The following is a 19,790-nucleotide window of genomic DNA, read 5'->3' as shown; positions in this document are numbered from 1 at the left end:
TTTAGACAGTTTTACTGAGGGAAAGTTGACGCATCTGCGCACGTCTTGCTACGGCGCCAGTAGAGCGCGTAATACAGCACCGGGATCACCACCAGCGTCAGCAGGGTAGAGACCAAAATTCCGAAAATCAATGAGATGGCCAAGCCGTTGAAAATAGGGTCATCCAAAATAAACAGCGCGCCGATCATGGCCGCCAGCCCGGTCAGCGCAATGGGCTGCGCGCGCACTGCCGCTGAAGACACCACCGCCTCTTTGAACGCTACCCCTTGGCTGACCTGCAGCTCAATGAAGTCCACCAACAAAATGGAGTTGCGAACAATGATGCCAGCCAGCGCAATCATGCCAATCATGGATGTAGCAGTAAATTGCGAACCCAGCAAGGCATGCCCAGGCATCACCCCAATGATGGTCAAAGGAATCGGCGCCATGATGACCAGCGGGGTCAGGTAGCTCTTGAACTGCGCCACCACCAGCAAGTAAATCAAGACCAAGCCCACACCGTAAGCTGCCCCCATGTCACGGAAGGTGTCGTAGGTGATTTGCCATTCGCCATCCCACTTGATGGCGTATTGCTTGAAGGGGTCGCTGGGTTGCTTGATCCAGTATTCACCCAAGACACCGGTGCCCGGCAAGGCGGCGTCTGCCAGCTTGCCGCGAATGGCAAACAAACCGTACAGCGGGGAGTCCAGTTTGCCCGCCATGTCGCCAAACACATAGCTCACACCTTGCAGGTCTTTGGTGTAGAGCGGTTTGTCAATCACGCCGGTTTCAAGCTGCACCAACTCTGAGAGCGGCACCAACTGCCCGTTGGCGGCACGCACAGGCATGGCCAGCACGGCATCCAGCCCCACTTGGTCTCGCAGTGGCAGCTGCAAGCGCACCGGCACCGGGTATTTGGTGTGGCCGTCGTGCAAATAGGCGGCATCCACACCCGTGAGTGCCATGGCAGCGGTTTGTGCTACCACCGCCACCGGAATACCCAAAGATTCTGCCCGTTGACGCCGCACCCGCAAGAATGCCCGTGGCGTGTCTTCTTCAAGCGAGGTGTCGACGCCCACAATGTCTGGCGTGGCGGCAAAAGCCAGCGCCACCCGCATGGCCAGAGCTTGCCGACCCGCCTCATCAGGGCCATAAACCTCAGCCACCAATGGCGACATCACGGGTGGCCCCGGCGGCACTTCTACCACCTTGACCAAAGCCTGATGACGCAGCCCAATTTTTTCCAGCTCGGGGCGCAGCCGTTGCGCAATCGCATGGCTTTTTTCTGAGCGGTGTTTTTTGTCTACCAGGTTCACCTGCAGGTCGCCTTGCTCGGCATCGGCACGCATGTAGTACTGCCGCACCAAGCCATTGAAAGTGATGGGGGAGGCAGTGCCAGCGTAGGCTTGCAGGTCAATCACCTCAGGCTGCTGTGCCAAAAAGGCACCCAGCTCGTGCAGTGTGGCTGCGGTGTTCTCCAACGGCGTGCCCGCAGGCATTTCCACCACCACTTGAAATTCGCTTTTGTTGTCAAACGGCAGCATCTTCAGCACCACCCACTGCACCAGCGTCAAGCCCACAGACAACATCAAGGCCACCAAAATACCCAACAGCAGCAGCCAACGCTTTTTGGCACTGTTCAAAAACGGCAACAGCACCCAGGAGAACAAGCGCTGCAGCTTCGGGCCCAGGCCTTTGCTTGACTCAGCCGCAGAGGCCACATGGGCGTGCTTTTTCATGACCTTGAGCGCCAGCCACGGGGTCACAGTGAAAGCAATCACCAAAGAAATGGCCATGCCCAAGCTGGCGTTGATCGGAATCGGGCTCATGTAAGGCCCCATCAACCCCGTCACAAAAGCCATCGGCAACAACGCAGCAATCACCGTGAGGGTGGCCAAAATGGTGGGGCCACCCACTTCATCCACGGCGGCTGGAATGATCTGGCGCAGACTGCGCTCGGGGTATAAGTTTTGATGCCGATGGATGTTTTCCACCACCACAATGGCATCGTCAACCAAAATACCAATCGAAAAGATCAAGGCAAACAACGACACCCGGTTGAGCGTAAAGCCCCAGGCCCAAGAGGCAAACAAGGTGGCGGTTAATGTCAAGATAACAGCAGTGCCCACAATGATGGCCTCGCGCCGCCCCAGCGCCAGCCCCACCAGCAAAATCACTGAGCCCGTGGCAAAGCCCAGTTTTTGGATCAGCTTGTTGGCTTTTTCGGCAGCCGTCTGGCCGTAGTCGCGGGTGATGCTGGTTTCGATGTTGGCCGGGATCACTGAGTTGCTAAGCTCTTGCACGCGCGCCCTGGCCGCACTGGCCACGTCCACCGCGTTGGTGCCGGGTTTTTTGGTCACGGTCATGGTCAAGGCCGGATAGACACCGCCCACTGCAGCCTCTGCCGTGGCTCCGCCCGCAGTCGTGCCCGCGCCTGGGGTGTGCCAGACATAACGTTGTGGCAATTGGGCCCCCGTCTCAATGCGCGCCACTTCACGCAAAAACACGGGCAAGCCTTTGCTCACGCCCACCACCAGGTCGCCTACGTCTTGCGCTGAGCGCAAAAACTCGCCGGTTTCAACTTTGAGCATTTGACCGCCTGGCACTTGGGCATCCAACACGGCGCCTGAGGGCATGCTCATGTTGGCGGCTGCCAGCGTGGCTTTGAGCGCCAACACGTCCACACCCCGCTCGCGCAGGCGCGCCGGGTCAAGCCACACGTGCACGGCACGCTCTGGCCCACCAATGGTTTGCACCTCGCGGGTGCCGGGCACGCGCTTGAGCTCAGCCTCGACGGTGTGTGCCACCCGTTCCAATTCCTCCGCGGGCAAGGCTTCTTTGCTCCACAGCGTCACGGCCAACACCGGCACATCGTCAATGCCCTTGGGTTTGACGATGGGTGTCAGGGTGCCCAGTTCGCGGGGCAACCAGTTTTGGTTGGCGTTGAGCACGTCATACAAACGCACCAAGGCTTCGGTGCGCGGCACCCCCACCTTGAATTGCACCGTCATCACCGCCAAGCCAGGCCGGGCCACCGAGTAAGTGTGTTCAATACCAGCAATTTGGCTCAGCACCTGCTCGGCCGGGCGTGCCACCATGTTTTGCACGTCGGTGCTGCTGGCACCCGGAAAGGGAATCAGCACATTGGCCATGGTCACATTGATTTGCGGCTCTTCTTCGCGCGGTGTCACCAGCACGGCAAACAGCCCCAACAGCAGCGCCACCAAGGCCAACAAGGGGGTGATGGCGTTGAGTTTGAAGGCCAGCGCCAGCCGACCGGAAATGCCCAGTTTGGTTGTGTTTGGCATGGCTACCTCACTGCGCTGTGGCAGCAGCGGGCTGTGCACCCGCCAAACCCGCACGCACCGGGTCAAGGGCAACACGGTCAGACTCGGTCAAACCAGCCACCACCTCCACCCCTTGGGCACCATGCTCTGCCCCCAGGCGAATGGCTTTGAGGGCAAAGCCCTTGCCAGAGACCACATACACCGCCGTCAACTCACCACGGCGCAACACTGCTGCTGCGGGAATCACCAGGCGCTGCGCTTGTCCGGCCGCAAAGCGCACCCGCAGGGGCTGGCCAGGCAGCAGCCCTTTGGCTGCCACGGCAGGCAACTCCAGCCGCCATTCAACCGTTTGCGCGACCGCATCTGCAGTGGACAAATGGCTGGTCTGGCTGGGGCGAATCCACTGCCAGGAGCCGCCTGGCGCTGGCACTTGAACCTCAACCACCGTCTGGGCAGTCAACAAAGCAGAGCGAGACACCGGCACCTGCACCACCGCACGCAACGGCGCTGGTGCATACAGTGTGAGCAGGGGCTTGCCCGGAAACGCCAAGTCACCCGCTTCAGAAAGGGTTTGCAGCACAAGGGCATCAAACGGTGCGGTGACACGGGTGAAACCTTGGGTCAAGCCAGACTGCTTTTCACCCGCGCTGGCCTGCTCGCGCATGGCTTGGGCAGATTTGAGCTGTGCGTCAGCAGTGTCCATGGCGGCAGCGCTGATGAAGCCTTTGGCCAGCAAGTCGCGGGTGCGGTCAAAGTTGGCTTGAGCGTTGCGCAACTCGGCTTGCGCTTGGGCGGACTGGGCTCGGCTGCGCTGCACGCCAGTTTGGGTTTCACGGTCATCAATGGTGGCCAACAGTTGCCCGGCTCGCACCGCGTCGCCCGCTTTCACGGCCAGGCTGACCATGCGACCCGAGGCTTGCGACGACACCGTGCTTTGCTTGACGGGTTGCACCACCGCGTCCATCTCAAAGCCGCTGCCTACTGCCTTGAGCTGTGCCGCAGCCACTGGCACATTCACTTGTGCCCACGCGCCCATGGCACCCGTCAACAACGACAGCGCCACGGCACTGCGCAGACACTGCACCTTCAACCCACCCCACTTTAAAAACGAGCGCATGACACATCCTCTGTAAATACGAACCATATTATAAGCGGATACGAATATATACACCGGGAAATTTAGCCGTCCGCCAGATCGGTCAAGCCCACCCAGCCACTCGCCGGGAAGTCAAAACGCTGTAAAAATCATCTCATCTATTAAGTGATTAAATTGGCCTCTAGCCCATATAAATAGGGCGTAGTCAGCTATACATTTTTTAGAATGGAATATCGTCATCCATGTCGTCAAAGCCGCTGGCTGGACGGGGGGCAGCCATGGGTGCCGGTGCCGCCACGGGTGCTGGGCGCATGGGTGCTGCGGCGGGGCGAGGGGCTGGTGCCTGGCGGCTGTAGCCACCGTCGTCATCGGCGTGACTAGGCTCACCTCGGCCTTCGCGGCCACCCAGCAACTGCATCTCGCTGGCAATCACATCAGTGGAATAGCGCTCCACACCATTTTTGTCGGTGTATTTGTTGGTCTTGATGCGGCCTTCCACATACACCGGGTTACCTTTTTTCAGGTATTGGCTGGCAATTTCGGCCAAGCGGCCAAAAAAAGTGACCCGATGCCACTCGGTTTCATCAACCATCTCGCCCGATTTGCTTTTGTAACGGCTGCTGGTGGCAATGGTGATGTTGGCCACCGGGTCGCCGCTGGGCAGGTAGCGCACTTCGGGGTCGCGCCCCAGGTTACCGAGCAAAATCACTTTATTCACAGAAGCCATGGTGTATCTTTCAATTGAGTCGATGCGTGGGTGAGCCGCTGGGTCGCGGTCACATTCAGCGTTTCAGTTTATCCGGCTTTTGCTGCCCCATCTAGCCGCCCGGGCGCCTGCATGGGCCAGGCCACCAGCAGCCACAACAGCATCAAACCGGTGCAGGTGGCATACAAACCCCCAGCGCCCCAGTGCTTCATCAGCCAGCCGCCACCCATGCCGCCGGCAAAAAACCCCAGCGACTGCAGCGTGTTGTAAACCCCCATGGCGGCACCTCGGCTGTGGGCTGGTGCCAAGCGCGACACCATGCTCGGCTGGCTGGCTTCGAGCACGTTGAAGCCATAAAAAAACACAAACAACAAGCCTCCCAACAGCAGCACACTGGGTGAGCCACCCACTTGCGACCACAACACCGCCTGCACCAAAGCCGTCAGCCCAATCGAGGTCAAAAAGACAGCGCGCAAGTAGCCGCGCTTTTCAAGCTGAAACAAACTCCCACCCATCACCACAAACGAGCCCAGCACCGCTGGCAAATAGACCTGCCAATGCAGGTCGCGGCTCAAACCAGCCTGCACCAGCATGGCCGGCAAGGCCAGCCACATGGCCAGTTGCACCGCATGCAACACAAACACGCCCAGGTTCAGCCGCAGCAGCGCAGGCGCATGCAGCACATCGGCCAATCGGCCTTTGGGAGCGTCTTTGTGCTTGGTGGGCTCTGTCGGCACCCACCACACCACGCCCAGCACCCCGAGCAGTGCCAGCACACCCGTCAGCGCAAAAATGCCCACCAACCCGATCCAACCCGCCAACACCGGCGCCGCCACCAGCGACACAGCAAACATCAAACCAATGCTGGCACCCACCAGCGCCATGGACTTGGTGCGCACCTCATCACGCGTCAAGTCAGCCAACAGTGCGGTCACCGCGGCCGACACCGCCCCGGCGCCCTGCACCGCCCGACCCACCGCCAGCCAGGTCAGATTGGGCGCCAAAGCCGCAACCAGGCTGCCCGCCGCGAACACCACCAGACCAAACACAATCACCGGTTTGCGGCCAAACCGATCAGAGGCCAAGCCATACAAAAATTGCAACAGGGCTTGGGTCAGGCCATAAATGCCCATGGTGAAACCCACCATGGCTGCATCATCACCGCCGGGGTAATGCGCGGCCTCGATGGCAAACACCGGCAAAATCAGGAACAAGCCCAGCATGCGCAAGCCAAAAATGGAGGCCAGCGAAAAACTGGCACGCAACTCCAGCGCTGTCATGGCCGTGGACGCGCTAGGCAATGAAGCACGGGCTGCTACGGGTGGAACATTCACTTCAGACAAAGGCTTCTCCGAAAAACACAAGCGCAGCAAGGTGGCGCTGCAGGCTGAGAATTGTCACTGATTCTTTTGCTAGCGTTTCGTTGGGGGGCAGAATTCCAAATGTTGTTATCAGCGGGTTAGTGGGTTTAACCCGGCAGGGCGACTGGGTCATGGGCGTGCGGTTTTGGGGTGAAAGCACGCGCGGGGCTGACGGCCTTGGTACGCCAGCTCCGCTTTCGCGCGCATTTCACCCCAAAGCCCGGTCCCCTGACCCAATCACCCTGCCTCACGTGGTCGGGACTCGGATATTTATAAGAAAACAACCTGTAGCCCATGTATCACAAGCGTAAATAGCTATTATTTTCATTGTGGATACCACCTGTGTAGCCTTTCACCCCGCTCAGTAACCACACAGATAAGGCGTGGTGGTTGGGTCAGGTGACCGGGCTTTGGGGGCGAAGGCGCGCGCAAGTGCTACTGGGCGACCTGAACCATCAGCCCCGCGCGTGTTTTGCCCCCAAAACCGCATGCACCTGACCCAGCCGCCGCGCCGTGCCCGAGCCAAAACAACATCAGCCAAGCAAAGCCAACACAACAGCAACCGAACCGCCAACAAACCCACTGCTTAAAGCCAGCCCATCATCCATTGCACCCGCACATCCCGGAGCCCAAGCAACTTCACTATCATTCAAGGTTGCCCATTGCCGCCCCACTCAGAGCTCCACACCTTGAACCCACCAGACACCCGCCCCGCCTTGGAAGGCCGTTACCTTGGCCAAGCCCTGGCTGCGCAAACCATCAGCATTCGCGGTGCGCGCACGCACAACCTGAAAAACATCGACCTCGACATCCCGCGCAACCAGCTGGTGGTGATCACCGGTTTGAGCGGCTCGGGCAAGTCCAGCCTGGCGTTTGACACGCTCTACGCTGAGGGTCAGCGCCGTTATGTAGAAAGCCTCTCCACCTACGCACGCCAGTTTTTGCAGCTGATGGACAAGCCCGATGTGGACATGATCGAGGGCTTGAGCCCGGCCATCAGCATCGAGCAAAAAGCCACCAGCCACAACCCGCGCTCCACTGTCGGCACAGTGACCGAAATCCACGACTACTTGCGCCTGCTGTTTGCCCGCGCTGGCACACCCTATTGCCCCCAGCACCATTTGCCGCTGCAAATGCAAACCGTCAGCCAAATGGTCGACGCCACACTGGCGCTGCCCGAAGCCACCCGGCTGATGGTGCTGGCGCCAGTGGCGCGTGAGAAAAAAGGCGAATTTTTGGAGCTGTTTGCCGACATGCAGGCGCAAGGCTATGTGCGCTTTCGCATCAACGGCCAGACGTTTGAGTCTGACCAACTGCCCGCCTTGAAAAAAACCGAAAAGCACGACATTGACGTGGTCATTGACCGCCTGAAAGTGCGCCACGCCCCGACCGACCCACACGCCGACCGCAGTGACTTTGACAACCTCAAACAACGCTTGGCCGAGAGCTTTGAGGCCGCTTTGCGGGTGGCCAACGGGCGTGCCATTGTTCTAGAAATTGAGAGCGCTTCAAGCAATGATGACAAAGTCTACAGGCCAAAAGAGCATTTATTCAATGCCAAGTTTGCCTGCCCAGTGTGCAGCTATTCCATTGCAGAACTGGAGCCGCGCCTGTTTTCTTTCAACTCGCCCGTAGGTGCCTGCCCAAGCTGTGACGGCCTGGGTGCCACTGAGGTGTTTGATGAAGCGCGGGTGGTGGCCTTCCCCACCTTGAGCCTGGCCAGCGGGGCCATCAAGGGCTGGGATCGGCGCAATGCCTATTACTTTGCCATGCTGGAGAGCCTGGCCGCGCATTACCAATTTGACATCGAGCAACCTTTTGAATCCCTGCCAGAGCACGTGCGGCAAGCGGTGTTGCACGGCTCGGGCGCGGAAAACATCAAGTTCAACTATGAGCTGGGTTCAGGCGCCTCGGCAGGCAAAAAAGTGACCAAAAGCCATCCGTTTGAAGGCATCTTGCCCAACATGCAACGCCGCTACCGCGAGACCGACTCCGCCGTGGTGCGCGAAGACCTGGCACGCCTGCGCAGCATTCAGCCCTGCCCAGACTGCCATGGCAGCCGCCTGAAAAGTGAGGCACGGCACGTTTGGGTGGGCGAAGGTGACCAAGCCCGCGCCATTTTCGAACTCAGCCACTACACCTTGGCCGAATGCCTGGCGTATTTCAATGGCTTGCAGATGCATGGAGCCAAGGGCGACATTGCCGCCAAGGTGGTGCGTGAGATCAGCCTGCGCCTCAAATTCCTCAACGATGTCGGCCTGACCTACCTGAGCCTGGACCGCAGCGCCGAAACCTTAAGTGGTGGCGAGAGTCAGCGCATTCGCCTGGCCAGCCAGATTGGCTCTGGCCTGACGGGCGTGATGTATGTGCTGGATGAACCCAGCATTGGCCTGCACCAGCGTGACAACGACCGCTTAATCGACACCCTGAAGCACCTGCGCGACATTGGCAACAGCGTGCTGGTGGTCGAGCACGACGAAGACATGATGCGCGCCGCCGACCAGATCATCGACATGGGTCCCGGTGCGGGCGTGCACGGCGGTCGCATCATGGCGCAGGGCACATTTGACCAGGTCAAGGCCAACGCGCAGTCACTCACGGGCCAGTACTTAAGTGGCGCGCGCAGCATAGCCGTGCCTACCCACCGCAGCGCCTGGCTGCCCACCGTGGCACCCAAGCCGTTCAATGGCGGCAAACCCAGCCGCTTTGCCCCCAGCCCGGCGGCCCAGCGCCGCGCTGAACGCGAAGCACATCACATTGCCACGCTGGGTGAATTACAAGCGCTCAAGGTTATTGGCGCCAGCGGCCACAACCTCAAAGGTGTCGATGTGGCGTTCCCGGTCGGGCTATTCACCTGTGTCACCGGGGTATCGGGCTCAGGCAAGTCCACACTGGTCAACGACACGCTTTACAAAGCGGTGGCGCGCACCCTTTACCGCGCGCATGACGAGGCGGCAGAGCACACCGCCATTGAAGGCATTGAGTACTTTGACAAGGTCATCAACGTGGACCAAAGCCCGATTGGCCGCACACCACGCAGCAACCCTGCCACCTATACCGGCCTGTTCACTCCGATTCGTGACCTGATGAGTGAAGTGCCAACCGCACGCGAACGCGGCTACGGCGCCGGGCGCTTCAGCTTCAACGTGGCCGGTGGCCGCTGCGAAGCCTGCGAGGGCGACGGCATGGTCAAGGTCGAGATGCATTTTTTGCCCGATGTCTATGTGCCCTGCGACGTGTGCTTGGGTAAGCGCTACAACCGCGAAACACTGGAGGTGCTTTACAAGGGCAAAAACATTGCCCAAATTCTGGACATGACAGTGGAAGCCGCGCACGAATTCTTCAAAGCCGTGCCGACGATTGAGCGCAAGCTGCACACCCTGCTGGACGTGGGTCTGAGCTACATCCGTCTCGGCCAAGCCGCCACCACGCTGTCAGGCGGCGAGGCGCAGCGTGTGAAATTGGCGCTGGAACTCTCCAAACGCGACACCGGGCGCACGCTTTACATCCTGGATGAGCCCACCACCGGCCTGCACTTTGCCGACATCGACCTGCTGCTCAAAGTGCTGCACCAGTTGCGCGACGCGGGCAACACCATTGTGGTCATTGAGCACAACCTGGACGTGATCAAAACCGCCGACTGGCTGATCGACATGGGGCCCGAAGGCGGCAGTGGCGGCGGCACCGTGGTGGGTGTGGGCACGCCCGAAACCCTGGCCGCCAACCCAGCCAGCCACACCGGGCGCTACCTGGCGCGGCTGCTGCCCAGCCTGGCAGCTTGAAGCCTCTAACGCCCCACGGGCGGTGGTGTACAGTGGAAAAAATTTGATGAACCCAAGAGGAACCGCATGAGCCAAGAATCCAAAGTGGTGTATGGCACCGAAGACCTGCTCACCAGCCTGTGCAATTCAGTCACCCGCGTGCTCAACGTGGCCACCCAGTGCCAGGTGCATTACTCAGGCATGGTGCAGCGCATCACCAAAACCTGCCTGAAACCCGACATTGGCTGCTTTGTGCTGTTTGATGGGGGCTTCTCGGGGCTGGTGGTGATCAACTTTTCAGCCCAAACCGCCATGGAGCTGTACCAAAGCTACATGCTCAACATGGGCATGCCCGCCAGCGAGCTGGCGCACTCGCACACCTCAGACGAGGTGAGCAACATCATGGGCGAGCTGATGAACCAAATTGTGGGCGACTTCACCGGCAAAGTGCGCCGTGAACTGCAAACCCACATCACCCAAAACCAGCCCAAGATGCTGGTGCTGAACAAGCAGGTGGTGCTGAGTGTGGACACCCACCTGGACAACCCTGAAGCCCGCCGGGTGACCTTCTACACCGGTCAAAACAACATTTTTTACCTGGAGCTGGCCATTGACCGCACCGAATTCATCAAGCTGCATGACTTCGAGGCCAATGAGGTGCTCACCCCTGACGAGGTCATCGCTCAAACCAACGCCCAGTCCGCCCAAACCGAGCCAGAGCCTGCAGCGCAGGCCAGCGAGCATGACAGTTTGCTTAAATCACTAGGGCTGTAGCCCGCCCCCCTACGGGTAAGCCTGACCCTTCAGGTATGTTTCAACGGGTAGACTCCAAAGCATGAATGTTTTACTTGCCGGCTTGGCCACACTGAGTGGTTTGCGTGACCGCCAAACCATGGATTTCACCTTGGTCAAGCTCATGCTGTCGACCGAGTTGTGGCAGTTCTCCAGCGTCAAACTGCTGCGCGCGGTGGGGCCTTTGAATGACCAACATTGGCTCACCCTGGCGCAAAGCACCTGCAGCCAGGCAGAACCCACCCACGACCAAGTGTGGCCTGACATCAGCACCCTGCCCAGCCTGGGCGACTTCCCCAAACGCGAAGCCGCCATCGTGACCGAATCGGTGCAGCGCACCTTGACAGCACCGTTTGTGACGGTGTTCCCCATCAACACCCAAGCCAGCGTGTGCAGTGTGTTGGAGGTGCTCTCAGAGCAGGCTCTGGGCGCAGACCTGCTGCCCCACATTGACAGCGTGCTGCGCCTTTACGAAAACCTGCAGTCTTTGCTGGACTATGGCGAAAAAGACTCGCTCACCGAGCTGCTGAACCGCAAAACGTTTGACACCGCCTTCTGGCGTGCTGCCCAAGCGCAAGAAGCGGTCAAGCCGGTGCCTGAAACCGAGCGCCGCCATCCCAGCCAAGAGGTCAATTACTTTTTGGCCGTCATCGACATTGACCATTTCAAGCATGTCAACGACAACTTTGGCCACCTGATTGGCGACGAAGTGCTGCTGCTGCTGGCGCGCCAAATGCGCGCATCGTTTCGTTTTCACGACCAGCTGTACCGCTTTGGCGGTGAAGAATTTGTGGTGCTGATGCGCTGCAGCAGCCATGCCGATGCCCAGGCGGCACTGGAGCGCTTTCGCACGCACATTGCCGAGCACGACTTTCCCCAGGTCAACCACATCACCATCAGCATTGGCTTCACTCCCCTGAACCTCAACGACACCCCCAGTGGTGCGTTTGACCGCGCTGACAAAGCCGTCTATTACGCCAAAGAACATGGCCGCAACCAGGTCTGCAGCTACACCGAGCTGGTGGCCAGTGGCGCCTTGCAAGCCCCGGCAGATGACACCGAAGAGGTTGATTTCTTTTAACCCTGCTGGTCATGCACACCCCGCTGAGCGACACCCGTGCCCAAGCCACCCGACGCAACAAGGTGGTCAGTGCCCAAGAGGCGGTGCGCCTCATCCACAGCGGCGACACGGTGGCCACCGGCGGTTTTGTCGGCATTGGCTTTGCCGAAGAAATTGCCATCGCACTGGAACACCGCTATCTGCAAACCCTGGCTGACACCGGCCAAGGAGTCCCCCAAAACCTGACCCTGGTGTATGCCGCTGGCCAAGGCGATGGCGACCGCCGGGGTCTCAATCACTTAGGCCATGCCGGGCTGGTGCGCCGCGTCATTGGCGGGCACTGGGGCTTGGTGCCCAAACTGCAGCAGTTGGCCATAGACAACCAAATTGAGGCCTACAACCTGCCCCAGGGCGTGATCACCCACCTGTTTCGCGACATTGCTGCTGGCAAGCCCGGCACTTTGACGCATGTCGGGCTTGACACTTTTGTCGACCCACTGTGGGGCGGCGGCAAGCTCAACAGCGCCACCACCGAAGAGCTGGTGCGCCGCCTGACCATCGATGGCCAAGAGTTTCTGTTTTACAAGGCCTTTCCCATTCAGGTGGGCATCATCCGCGCCACCACGGCAGACGCCGATGGCAACCTCAGCATGGAGCGCGAAGCCCTGACGCTGGAAGCCTTGGCCATTGCCATGGCCGCGCGCAACAGCGGCGGCATTGTCATTGCCCAGGTGGAGCGGCTGGCCGAGCGCGGCACGTTGCACTCTCGCAGTGTCAAAGTGCCGGGCGTGCTGGTGGATGCCGTGGTGGTGGCCACAGACCCTGCCAACCACATGCAAACCTTCAGCGAAGCCTACAACCCCGCCTATTCAGGCGAGTTGCGGGTGCCCATGAGCCTGATCGAACCGATGGCCTTGACCACGCGCAAAGTCATCGCCCGGCGTGCCGCGCTGGAGCTGCAGCCCAACAGCGTGGTCAACCTGGGCATTGGCATGCCCGAAGGCGTGGCCAACGTGGCCGTTGAAGAAAACATGTTTGACCTGCTGACCCTGACCGCCGAGCCCGGCGTGATTGGCGGTGTGCCCGCTGGTGGCTTGAGCTTTGGCGCCGCCGTCAACACCCAGGCAGTGATCGACCAGCCCAGCCAATTTGACTTTTACGACGGTGGCGGGCTCGACGTAGCGGTGCTGGGGCTGGCGCAGGCCGATGCCCAGGGCAATTTGAATGTGAGCAAGTTTGGCAACCGCTTGGCCGGAGCGGGGGGCTTCATCAACATCAGTCAAAACGCCAAAAAAGTGGTGTTTGTGGGCACCTTCACGGCGGGTGATTTGCAATGCCACATTCAGCACAAACGTCTGCACATTGCCGCAGAGGGCGCACCACGCAAATTTGTGCAGCAGGTGGAGCATCGCACCTTCAGCGCACGCGAGGCCTTGCGGCGCGGCCAGCAAGTGCTCTACATCACCGAGCGCTGTGTGCTGCGCTTGACTGGCACCCCCGCGCTCCCGGCGCTGGAGCTGATTGAAATCGCCCCAGGCGTAGACCTGCAGCGGGACGTGCTGGCCCACATGGATTTTGTGCCGCTGATCAGCCCCAGCCTCAAACCCATGGAGGCCGCCTTGTTTGCCGCCAACCCCATGGGCTTGCGCAAACGCCTGCAAGCCACGCCTTTGAATCGGCGCTTTGAACTCGATGCCACCCACCGGCTGCTGTTCATCAACTTTGAAGGCTTGGCCATTGACCAGCTTGAAGACGTGCAAGCCATCCAGAGCCTGCTGGTGGCTTTGTTGGAGCCCCTCAACGCCCGGGTCGATGTGGTGGTGAACTACGACAGCTTTACCCTGGCCCCGGGCTTGATGGACAGCTACAGCCACATGGTTCAGCAACTCAAACGGCGTTTTTACAGCCGAGTCACGCGCTACGGCACCGGCGGCTTTCTGAAAGCACGGCTGGAATCCCTGGGCCATTTTCCCGATAACATCAAGTGACATAACTATTCTTTGAGGAAACCACGCATGACGACCCTGCACCACATGAAACTGTCCACCAAGTTTCTGCTTCTTGGCTTGATTGCCCTGATCTTGGTGGTGGTGCCCTCGGCTCTTTACTTTCAGCGTGCCATGGCCGACATCAGCTTTGCGCAACGTGAACTTGTCGGCACGCAGCCGCTGCTGGCCATCAACAAAGTCATTCAGTACAGCCAGGTGCACCGCGGCATGTCGGCCAGCATGCTCAGTGGCAATGCCACCTTGGAAGCACGCCGCCCGGCGCTGCGCGACAAACTCAACGCCGCCATGAACGAGCTCGAAAACCAGCTCAAAGCCAGCAACACCTCGCCCGCGCTGCAAACCCGCTGGTCTGAGCTGCGCCGCACCTGGGTAGAACTGGAGCAAGGGGTGGCCAGCAAAACCCTTGACACCCCCAAAAGCACGGCTCAGCACACCGCCATGATCACCAAGCAACTGCAGTTGAGCGAGGAGCTGCTGGATGAATTCAATTTAAGCCAAGACGCGGGCGACGACACCTTTGCCCTGATTCGCGCCACCATGGTCGACATGCCCTGGCTGTCTGAAAACATGGGCATCATGCGTGCCATGGGCAGCGGCTTCCTGACCAAGGCCGAGGCGCCGCCCGCAGGGCGCGCCACCTTGGCGGCTTTGCTCAAACGCGCCCGGGAACTTGAGTTCAGCATGTACCGACAGCTGGGTCGCGCCAGCGCTGCCAACCCCGAGCTTAAAACCATCCTGGAGGCTGGTGCTGCCAACAGCCGCAGTGCGGTAGACAAAACCCTGGCGCTGGCCGAGCGTGAGGTCATCACCGCGCCAGAGCTTAAATTTGTGGCGGTGGACTACTTTGACGATTTCACCCGCACCATTGACGGCCTGTTTGAATTTAACGCCCTGGCCATGAAAACCCTGGTCAACACACTGGATGCCCGCATTGCTAAGAACCACAAAATGGAGTGGCTGGTGGCCGCCTTGCTGTTGGTGGGTACCGCAGCGGCGCTGTGGCTGGCACTGCAGTTCATTCGCAGCATCACCGGCCCGGTCAGCGACGCGCTGGGTGTGGCACAAGCCGTGGCCGAGGGCGATTTGCGTGTCAAGGTTCATGTGCAGGGCGACAACGAACTCGGCCTGCTGATGCAGGCGTTGGCCACCATGCGCGACAACTTGGCGCGCGTGGTGCACCAGGTGCACACTGGCGCCGAGAGCGTGGCCACCGCCAGCGCCCAAATTGCCCAAGGCAACAACGACCTCAGTGGCCGCACCGAAGAGCAAGCCAGCGCGCTGGAGCAAACCTCGGCCTCGATGGAAGAGCTGGGCAGCACCGTGCAGCAAAACGCCGACAACGCGCACCAAGCCAACCAGCTGGCGCAAAACGCCAGCAGCGTGGCAGTGACGGGTGGCGAGGTGGTGGGCCAAGTGGTGCACACCATGAAAGACATCAACGACTCGTCCAAACGCATTGCCGACATCATCAGCGTGATTGATGGCATTGCCTTCCAAACCAACATCCTGGCGCTGAATGCGGCGGTTGAAGCGGCCCGTGCCGGTGAACAAGGTCGCGGCTTTGCCGTGGTGGCCAGCGAGGTGCGCTCCCTGGCCGGGCGCAGCGCCGAAGCGGCCAAAGAAATCAAAACCTTGATCGACGCCAGCGTAGACCGCGTGGCACAAGGCACGGTGTTGGTCGACCAAGCCGGCAACACCATGACCGAGGTGGTCAGCGCCATCCGCCGCGTCACAGACATTGTGGGCGAGATCAGCTCCAGCAGCACCGAGCAGGCCACCGGCGTGTCGCAAGTGGTGGAAGCGGTGGCGCAAATGGATCAAACCACCCAGCAAAATGCCGCCCTGGTGGAAGAAATGGCGGCCGCTGCCGACAGCCTGCGCAGTCAGGCGCAACAGCTGGTGCAGACGGTGTCTATCTTCAAGTTATAAGCCAAATTAGCCTCTAGCGCTTATCAATCAAGCGTGAGTAGCTATTCAATAAATACCACCTTGGACGAAGCAAGCCCGATGAAAACCCCTGCTTTTTTTGAACAGTTGGGCCTGCGGGCCAAGCTGATTGTGATTTTTGTTGCCATCAAGGTGATCCCGCTGGTGCTGCTGGCCTGGTATGCCTGGCAAGCCGCACAAGATTTGGGCGACGGTGTGTCTGGGCGCGCCATGCAAATGGCCGACGCCATGCGCGTGACGCAACAACAAACCGGCAAAACCGCCAACGAAGATGCCGTGCGTGCGCTTGACGAGCGCTCACGCGAAGCCATGGAAGCCCTCACCACCGACCTGGCGCGCCAGGTGGCCGACTTTTTGTATGACCGCGACAAAGACCTGCTGCAAGCCGCAGCGTTAGAGCCCTCCAGCGCCGCTTACCAGCGCTTTTTGCACAGCAAAACTCGGCTCAGTTTTGAACACGGCCGTTACGTTCCCAGTGAAGACGGCAAGTCTTGGGTGCCTGCTGAGGCCTTCAAAGCCGACAACCCGGTGCGCCCGCCGCTGCCTGACAACGCCAAAGACTTTCATACCCGCCAGCCCGAAAACTATGGCCAGCCGGTGCAGCGCCCCCTGTTTCTAGAAATCAGCTTTATCGACCTGAAAGGCCAGGAAAAAGTCAAAGCCGTGCAAGGCAGCCTGCTCAGCACAGCGCTGCGCGATGTCAGCCAAGCAGCCAACACCTTTGTCAAAGCCGAGCGCTATTGGCCTGCGCTGCAAAAGCTCAAGCCCGGCGAGATGTATGTCTCTGAGGTGATTGGTGCGTATGTCCCCACGCAGTGGATTGGCGCCTACACCAAAGCCCGCGCCGCCGAGCTGGGCAAGCCCTTCACGCCCGAAGCCTCAGGCTACGCCGGGCTGGAAAACCCGGTAGGCAAACGCTTTCAAGGCATTGTGCGCTGGGCCATGCCGGTTGAAAAAGCCGGCAAAGTGGTGGGCTACGTCACGCTGGCACTGGACCACAGCCACCTGATGGCCTTCACCAACCGGGTGCGACCCACGCCGGTGCGGTTTGCCCCGATTGCAGACCCAGCCTCGGGCAACTACGCCTTCATGTGGGACCGCCACAGCCGCGCCATCGCCCACCCGCGCGACTATTTCATCGCCGGCTATGACCCACAAACTGGCCAAAGCGCCGTGCCCTGGTTGGATACCGACTTGTGGACGCAGTGGCAAGCCAGTGGCAAATCCTGGCAAGACTTTCAGCCCAGCGTGGCGCCGTTTCAAGACCAGTCGCTCAAGCGCAAACCAGCGCCAGCGTCGGGCAAATCTGGCCAGGTCGGGCTGGACTGCCGTTACCTGAACTTCTCGCCCCAATGCCACGGCTGGGACGCGCTCACTGAGCACGGTGGCTCAGGCTCGTTTGCTATCTTTTTCTCGGGCTTGTGGAAGCTCACCACAGCCGCCACCATTCCCTACTACACCGGGCCGTATGCCAGCAGCAAACGCGGCTTTGGCTACATCACGGTTGGTGCCAACGTGGACGACTTTCACAAAGCTGCCACCGAATCGGGGCAACGCATTGACACCCTGATTGCCAAGGCAGACGCCCAGCTCAAACTGGAGCGCCAAGGCCTGCAAGACACCATTGGCACCCGGCTGCGCAACACCGCCCTGGGTTTGAGTGCGTCCACACTGGTGATGGTGGCGCTGGTGATTGTGATTGCCATCTGGATGGCTGGGGCGCTGACCCGGCGCATCACCGAAATGAGCCAGGGCATTGCCCGTTTTCAAGCCGGTGACCTGGCGCACCGCTTGCCGGTGCGCGGCCGGGACGAAATGGCGCAGTTGTCCACCGCGTTCAACGCCATGGCCGACAGCGTGCAGCAGTCGTTTGGCCACCTGCAAGACGCGCGAAAAACCGCCGAAGAAGCCAACCGCTTGAAGAGCGAATTTTTGGCCAACATGTCGCACGAATTGCGCACGCCGCTCAACGGTATTTTGGGCTACGCCGAGTTGCTTGAGATGGACTTGACAGACCCCGCGCAGCGTGAATACGCCCAAACCATTCGGCAAAGTGGCACACATTTGCTGGCACTGGTAACCGACGTGCTCGATTTGGCCAAAATTGAAGCCGGGCGCATGGACTTCAACCTGACCGAGATCAACCTGCCCAGCCTGCTCTCAGAAGTGGTGGCGCTGGAAACCGGCCACGCCCAGACCAAGCAGCTCAACTTGTCGTTGCAACCCGAAGGCATCCCCCCCGTGGTGTTTGCCGACCCCCTGCGCCTTAAACAAATTTTGCTCAACCTGACCAGCAACGCCATCAAATTCACCGAACACGGCTCAGTCACAGTGCGCGCCTTTGCCCAGCAGCAGCGCGTGCGCATTGAGGTGCAAGACACCGGGGTCGGCATCAAGGCTGAAGACCAGCAGCTTATTTTTGAGAAATTCCGCCAAAGTGAGGCGTTTGTCACGCGCAGCCAGCAAGGCACCGGGCTCGGCCTGACACTGGCCAAAGAACTGGTGCAGCGCATGGGTGGCTTCATTGGCCTGAGCTCCACGCCGCAAGTAGGCTCGATTTTTTATGTAGACTTGCCCACCCGCGCCGAACCACCCAGCCACAGCCCCTCATGACCCCAACCTCCACCCCCGAACGCCACGTGCTTGTGGTTGATGATGTGATGCTCAACCGCAAGCTGGTGTTTGCGTTTTTGTCGCGCATGGGCTGGCAATGCCATGAGGTTGACGGTGGCTTGCCCGCGCTGGACTGGCTGGCAAGTCACCCCAAACCTGATTTGATGTTGCTCGACATCAGCATGCCAGACCTCGACGGTGAAGCCGTGTGCAACCAAGTGCGCGCCATGCCCGCCTTGGCAGGCCTGAAAATTGTGGCCTACACCGCCCACGCCAGCAGCCAAGACAGTGAGCGCTTTCTGGCCAACGGCTTTGACGAAGTGCTCATCAAGCCGATTTCAATGCAACGCATCAAAGAAGTGATGCATGATCTTTTTGGCCTCTAGCGCTTATAGATAAAGCGTGAGCAGCTATTATAAAAATAGCGTCTGAACTTTAACTCTGGGTCGGTTTGGCGGCTTGCAGCATGTCGCGGGTGGTCAAAGCCACTTGGCGCGCCGCCTGCGCAAAGTCTGCTCCGGCACTGGCATACAACACGGCGCGAGATGAATTCACAATGATCGGCCCGGCCTGGCGCCAACCGGCTTGCACAGTGGCCTGGGCATCGCCCCCTTGCGCGCCTACACCCGGTATCAACAGCGGCAAACTTGGTGCCAAAGCACGCACCCGCGCAATTTCTGCCGGGTAGGTGGCACCCACCACCAGCCCCAACTGGCCATTCAGGTTCCACGCGCCTTGCGCCAGCTGGGCAATGTGTTCATACAAACGCGGCTCACCCGGCACACCAGCCAAGCGCTGGTTTTGAAAGTCGTCACCGCCGGGGTTGGAGGTGCGGCACAGCAAAAACGCGCCTTTGTTGTGGTACTTCAAATACGGGGCAATGGTGTCAAAACCCATGAACGGTGACAAGGTCACAGCGTCTGCACCGTAGCGCTCAAACGCTTCTTTGGCATATTGCTCGGCGGTGCTGCCAATGTCGCCACGCTTGGCATCCAGAATGATCGGCACACCCGGTGCGCTGCGGCGCATGTGCGCCACCAGGCGCTCCAGCTGGTCTTCGGCGCGGTGCGCGGCAAAGTAGGCAATTTGCGGTTTGAAGGCACTCACCAGGTCCGCGGTGGCGTCCACTATTGATGCGCAAAAGTCAAAAATTTTGCTCACATCGCCGCGCATGGCAGT

Annotated in this window: 12 protein-coding genes; 7 read left to right on the top strand and 5 right to left on the bottom strand. The window is 59.9% G+C overall.

The window, feature by feature from the left end:
* Positions 1-11: 11 nt before the first annotated feature.
* From PHT20_RS12295 to PHT20_RS12280, 4 genes are all read right to left on the bottom strand, one after another.
* Positions 12-3,287 carry an efflux RND transporter permease subunit gene (locus tag PHT20_RS12295; RefSeq protein ID WP_301020735.1) on the bottom strand — a complete coding sequence of 1,092 codons (3,276 nt, stop codon included), beginning with the start codon at positions 3,285-3,287 and terminating at the stop codon, positions 12-14.
* Positions 3,288-3,294: 7 nt separating this feature from the next.
* Positions 3,295-4,383 carry an efflux RND transporter periplasmic adaptor subunit gene (locus PHT20_RS12290; RefSeq protein WP_301020734.1) on the bottom strand — a complete coding sequence of 363 codons (1,089 nt, stop codon included), beginning with the start codon at positions 4,381-4,383 and terminating at the stop codon, positions 3,295-3,297.
* A gap of 199 nt (positions 4,384-4,582) precedes the next feature.
* Complete coding sequence (gene ssb, locus PHT20_RS12285) at positions 4,583-5,089, bottom strand: single-stranded DNA-binding protein (protein ID WP_301020733.1); 507 nt, start codon at positions 5,087-5,089, stop codon at positions 4,583-4,585.
* 68 nt (positions 5,090-5,157) lie between these two features.
* On the bottom strand, positions 5,158-6,348 hold the full coding sequence (locus PHT20_RS12280) for an MFS transporter (protein WP_301020749.1): 1,191 nt from the start codon (positions 6,346-6,348) through the stop codon (positions 5,158-5,160).
* A gap of 797 nt (positions 6,349-7,145) precedes the next feature.
* On the opposite strand from PHT20_RS12280, the gene uvrA reads away from it, so the two are divergent.
* From uvrA to PHT20_RS12245, 7 genes are all read left to right on the top strand, one after another.
* The gene (gene uvrA / locus PHT20_RS12275) at positions 7,146-10,211 is read left to right on the top strand and encodes an excinuclease ABC subunit UvrA (RefSeq protein ID WP_301020748.1); all 3,066 of its coding nucleotides are present in this window, start codon (positions 7,146-7,148) and stop codon (positions 10,209-10,211) included.
* A gap of 66 nt (positions 10,212-10,277) precedes the next feature.
* On the top strand, positions 10,278-10,964 hold the full coding sequence (locus tag PHT20_RS12270; RefSeq protein ID WP_301020732.1) for a DUF3334 family protein: 687 nt from the start codon (positions 10,278-10,280) through the stop codon (positions 10,962-10,964).
* Between the two features lie 61 nt (positions 10,965-11,025).
* Positions 11,026-12,063, top strand: a complete 1,038-nt coding sequence (locus PHT20_RS12265; protein ID WP_301020731.1) for a GGDEF domain-containing protein — start codon at positions 11,026-11,028, stop codon at positions 12,061-12,063.
* Between the two features lie 11 nt (positions 12,064-12,074).
* Complete coding sequence (locus PHT20_RS12260; protein ID WP_301020730.1) at positions 12,075-14,030, top strand: acyl CoA:acetate/3-ketoacid CoA transferase; 1,956 nt, start codon at positions 12,075-12,077, stop codon at positions 14,028-14,030.
* 27 nt (positions 14,031-14,057) lie between these two features.
* Positions 14,058-15,980, top strand: a complete 1,923-nt coding sequence (locus tag PHT20_RS12255) for a methyl-accepting chemotaxis protein (protein ID WP_301020729.1) — start codon at positions 14,058-14,060, stop codon at positions 15,978-15,980.
* 78 nt (positions 15,981-16,058) lie between these two features.
* Entirely contained in the window at positions 16,059-18,611 is a 2,553-nt protein-coding gene (locus PHT20_RS12250) for an ATP-binding protein (protein WP_301020728.1), read from the top strand.
* Positions 18,608-18,997: a response regulator gene (locus PHT20_RS12245; protein WP_301020727.1), complete on the top strand. Its 390-nt coding sequence runs from the start codon at positions 18,608-18,610 to the stop codon at positions 18,995-18,997. The genes PHT20_RS12250 and PHT20_RS12245 overlap by 4 nt, the downstream gene beginning before the upstream one ends.
* A 49-nt stretch (positions 18,998-19,046) precedes the next feature.
* Here the strand turns inward: PHT20_RS12245 and pyrF are convergent.
* The coding region (pyrF, locus tag PHT20_RS12240) for an orotidine-5'-phosphate decarboxylase (protein WP_301020726.1) at positions 19,047-19,790 on the bottom strand (744 nt) is incomplete at its 5' end.

It is taken from the genome of Rhodoferax sp. (genome assembly GCF_028715765.1).
Classification (GTDB): Bacteria; Pseudomonadota; Gammaproteobacteria; order Burkholderiales; family Burkholderiaceae_C; genus Rhodoferax.
Note: the sequence above shows the minus strand (reverse complement) of the source record. Positions and strands in the feature narration are given on the sequence as shown.

Bases quoted from the DNA above. Each gene is read 5' to 3' on its own strand.
- PHT20_RS12295 (WP_301020735.1), bottom strand. From the start codon at position 3,287: ATGCCAAACACAACCAAACTGGGCATTTCCGGTCGGCTGGCGCTGGCC.
- PHT20_RS12290 (WP_301020734.1), bottom strand. From the start codon at position 4,383: ATGCGCTCGTTTTTAAAGTGGGGTGGGTTGAAGGTGCAGTGTCTGCGC.
- ssb (WP_301020733.1), bottom strand. From the start codon at position 5,089: ATGGCTTCTGTGAATAAAGTGATTTTGCTCGGTAACCTGGGGCGCGAC.
- PHT20_RS12280 (WP_301020749.1), bottom strand. From the start codon at position 6,348: ATGACAGCGCTGGAGTTGCGTGCCAGTTTTTCGCTGGCCTCCATTTTT.
- PHT20_RS12270 (WP_301020732.1), top strand. From the start codon at position 10,278: ATGAGCCAAGAATCCAAAGTGGTGTATGGCACCGAAGACCTGCTCACC.
- PHT20_RS12265 (WP_301020731.1), top strand. From the start codon at position 11,026: ATGAATGTTTTACTTGCCGGCTTGGCCACACTGAGTGGTTTGCGTGAC.
- PHT20_RS12260 (WP_301020730.1), top strand. From the start codon at position 12,075: ATGCACACCCCGCTGAGCGACACCCGTGCCCAAGCCACCCGACGCAAC.
- PHT20_RS12255 (WP_301020729.1), top strand. From the start codon at position 14,058: ATGACGACCCTGCACCACATGAAACTGTCCACCAAGTTTCTGCTTCTT.
- PHT20_RS12250 (WP_301020728.1), top strand. From the start codon at position 16,059: ATGAAAACCCCTGCTTTTTTTGAACAGTTGGGCCTGCGGGCCAAGCTG.
- PHT20_RS12245 (WP_301020727.1), top strand. From the start codon at position 18,608: ATGACCCCAACCTCCACCCCCGAACGCCACGTGCTTGTGGTTGATGAT.